Source organism: Candidatus Magnetobacterium casense (genome assembly GCF_019173545.1).
In the GTDB taxonomy this organism is placed as follows: Bacteria; Nitrospirota; Thermodesulfovibrionia; order Thermodesulfovibrionales; family Magnetobacteriaceae; genus Magnetobacterium; species Magnetobacterium cryptolimnobacter.
Window position 1 is genome coordinate 1 of record NZ_JABXWD010000377.1, and the last position, 3,248, is coordinate 3,248.

Below are 3,248 nucleotides of genomic sequence, written 5' to 3' on the forward strand. Positions count from 1 at the left end.
CCTACATACATGGTCTTAAAAGCGCTCTCAGGCAGGACCCCGATGTAATCATGTTTGGTGAGATGCGTGACCAGGAATCCGCCTCCGTTGCCCTGACGGCGGGGTTGACCGGTCATCTGCTCTTTACAACCCTGCACACAAACGACGCCGCAAGCGCCATTACGCGCCTCTTTGACATGGGGATACGGCCCTTTATGCTGTCATCGACGTTGGTGTCTATACTGGGGCAGCGTCTGGTCAGGCTGACCTGTACTCAATGCAAGGAAGAATATAAACCCAAGACTAACGACCTGGATTTCTTCAGGATATTCATACGCAACTTCGACGTTGATGTGATGTCGGGCAATGTAAGGTTTTATCGTGGCAAGGGCTGTGAGCACTGCATGTACACCGGCTATAAGGGCAGGATTGCCATCCACGAGCTCCTGTGTGTCAACGACGAAATAAGAAGAGGCGTCCTGGAAGGAGCCACCGCAAAGATGGCAGAAAACATCGCAAGAAATTACGGCATGACCTCCATTATAGAGGACGGCCTGCTCAAGGTAATCAATGGACAGACAACTGTTGAGGAGGTATTGCGTGTGGCAAAGACCCTCGAAAACCCAAAGATCACCAGGACCATAGATGAGATACGATATCTGCTTGAAGGGGAGCTGACAAGGGAGCAGATCATTGCCGCCGTGTTTTCCTCCGCCGGCGAAAAAGGTGTAGAGGCATCATAATGCGCTCCGACAGAAAAAGCTGACGCCACACTTGGACAGGGTTGTTCTAAGGCGCACGAGCCGCTTAAACGAAGGTCACTTGTGGGTATTCTCCAACGAACTGCAGGGCAGTCCCAGGGGCTATGCACCAGGGGCCATTGTTGAGCTGTATGACAGGCAGGATAACTTCCTGGCCGTTGGATATATCAATCCACATTCACTGATCTCAGTAAGAATCCTCAGCCGAAAGAGGGAAGAGATAGACGCAGACTTCCTGCGCAGACGCATAATCAAGGCCGTTGAGTATCGAAAGAGATTCCTGCCGGGTAAGGACTCCTGCCGGATGATCTACAGCGAAGGAGACCTCCTGCCGGGCCTCATCGTGGATAAGTACAATGACGTAATAGTAGTGCAGACCCTGACCTACGGGATGGAACGGTTGAAAGATACCGTCCTGAGCCTTCTTGACGATATCCTCGGGCCATCGGCAATTGTCCTCAGAAACGACACCGCTATCAGGCAGCTTGAGGGGTTGCCCCTGGAAAGGCAACTGCTCAAGGGGACGCTGGATAATCTGCCCGTTATAACGGAAGGAGGTTTGAGGTTTGAGGTAGACCCCATGTCAGGACAGAAGACAGGGTTTTTCCTCGATCAGGCTCAAAACAGGGAGGCTTTTGCGCGGCTCATAGAGCCTGGCGGGCGGGGGCTGGACCTGTTCAGTTACACCGGGGCATGGGCGCTTGCCGCGGCATCTGCAAGGGCCGGCGTTACAATGGTTGACACCTCCGAAAAGGCTCTCCAGATGGCCTCAAAAAACGCTCTCCTCAACAACCTCCAACACAGGTGCGATTTTCTGCAGGACGACGTCTTTGATTTCCTCAAGAGGCAGGTGCAGGATGGTAATCTCTACGATTTCATAGTCTCAGACCCCCCTGCCTTTGTCAAGTCCCGTACAAACATCAGAGACGGTCTCAGGGGATATGCCGAGTTAAACGCCCTTGCCATGAAGGCATTAAAAAGCGGCGGTTTGCTTGCCACCTCCTCGTGTTCCTACCACGTCACCCGTGGGATGTTTATGGATATGCTTACGCACTGCGCCATTGGCAGAGACGTCTGCATCCTTGACATCCGTTGTCAGGGCATCGACCACCCCGGGCTGCTTGCCGTACCGGAGACTCAGTACCTCAAGTGTGTCTTTGTACAGGTCATCTAAAGCACTCTCTCAAGATCGCTGCCCCCTTGACCCCATACATGGCCGATTTGGCAATTGAATGGAAAAATGATTGACAGAGGCTATATCATTGTGGTAGGGTGATGAGAGAGGTTTATTATGGAGGTAATACTATAATATGTCGCAAAAGACGGTACTAATCGTGGACGACAGCAGTTTGGCACGCATGATGATGAAAAACATAATAGTCCAGGCATATCCGCACTGGAAGGTTACAGAGGCCGGCAATGGCGACGAAGCCCTGACCATTGCCAGGGATAGCGAAATAGCAATAGCCCTGATCGATTTTAACATGCCCGGTATTAACGGGATTGAACTCTCTGCCCAGTTGATGACACTGTACCCGGCAATAAGCATCCACTTGGTGACGGCCAACATTCAGGAGAAGATGCAGCAGCGGGCCGAAGCCATGGGGGTTGGATTCATCCGCAAGCCGGTATCCAGGGATGCCCTTGCCAGGGTATTTGCCGGTGTTGAGGGGGGACAGTAGTCATGGATTTAACCGACATGGAACAGGATGCACTGAAGGAGTTTTTTAACATGGGGCTTGGTATGGCGGCGGATTCACTGAGTCAGATGGTCAAAAAGGAGATATTCCTGTCCCTGCCGCAGCTCGCCGTAGTGACGCATAAGCAGGCCATCGAGTTGGTCAATAATCAGGACGAGGGTAAGCTCGTTGCAGTACGGCAGAATTTTCTGGGTGAACTGGAGGGGACGGCGCTGTTGATCTTCCCCGGGGGCAAGGGCCTGGAACTGGTCAGGACGCTGTTGGGTGAAAACATCCCGCTTGAATCACTGACGGAGCTTGAGCAGGAGACCTTGCTTGATGTGGGTAACGTCATACTGAATGCCTTTCTGTCGAGCTTTACGCAGATGATGACCATTGACTTTGAATTCGAGGCAGCCGAGTTCCTCAAGGCCGACTGTGAAGCCCTGCTTGCCATGAACTCCCACAGACTAGTCCGTTCAGCCAAGCCTGACAATAAAGACGACGAAGAACAGGCATTTTTCCTGATGATGGACTTTAAAACCGAGGAAGACGAGCACAGACACTCCAGCCTCAGAGGTTATGTGGTGCTGCTTTTCTCCAGGGAGGCAATGGCAACCCTGCGAAAGGAACTGCAACGCATCTTAACGACACTATAGGCACACAATTGTGTGTTTGCAGAATTAGCTATAATGTAATAGTTCACCCCCCCAAGAAGTAAGGAAAGAAAGGGGCGGTTTGTGACAGGGGCGGGTGCGAAGAAGTCCCCTTGAGGCGCCGTAAAAATGCCATGTATCTTGTATTTAATCCAATCGAAACGTGCTATATA

4 protein-coding genes are annotated in these 3,248 nt (G+C 51.9%); all 4 read left to right on the forward strand.

The features are described 5' to 3' along the window. The coding region (locus HWQ67_RS15080) for a GspE/PulE family protein (protein WP_218253517.1) at positions 1-722 on the forward strand (722 nt) is incomplete at its 5' end. A gap of 31 nt (positions 723-753) precedes the next feature. Beyond that, a complete protein-coding gene (locus tag HWQ67_RS15085; protein ID WP_218253518.1) occupies positions 754-1,914 on the forward strand; it encodes a class I SAM-dependent rRNA methyltransferase in 1,161 nt (386 codons plus the stop codon). 136 nt (positions 1,915-2,050) lie between these two features. Then, complete coding sequence (locus tag HWQ67_RS15090; RefSeq protein WP_218253519.1) at positions 2,051-2,422, forward strand: response regulator transcription factor; 372 nt, start codon at positions 2,051-2,053, stop codon at positions 2,420-2,422. A gap of 2 nt (positions 2,423-2,424) precedes the next feature. After that, the gene (locus tag HWQ67_RS15095) at positions 2,425-3,078 is read left to right on the forward strand and encodes a chemotaxis protein CheC (protein WP_218253520.1); all 654 of its coding nucleotides are present in this window, start codon (positions 2,425-2,427) and stop codon (positions 3,076-3,078) included. Positions 3,079-3,248: the final 170 nt, after the last annotated feature.

Coding starts and splice junctions, on each gene's coding strand:
- HWQ67_RS15095 (WP_218253520.1), top strand. CDS start 2,425: ATGGATTTAACCGACATGGAACAGGATGCACTGAAGGAGTTTTTTAAC.
- HWQ67_RS15090 (WP_218253519.1), top strand. CDS start 2,051: ATGTCGCAAAAGACGGTACTAATCGTGGACGACAGCAGTTTGGCACGC.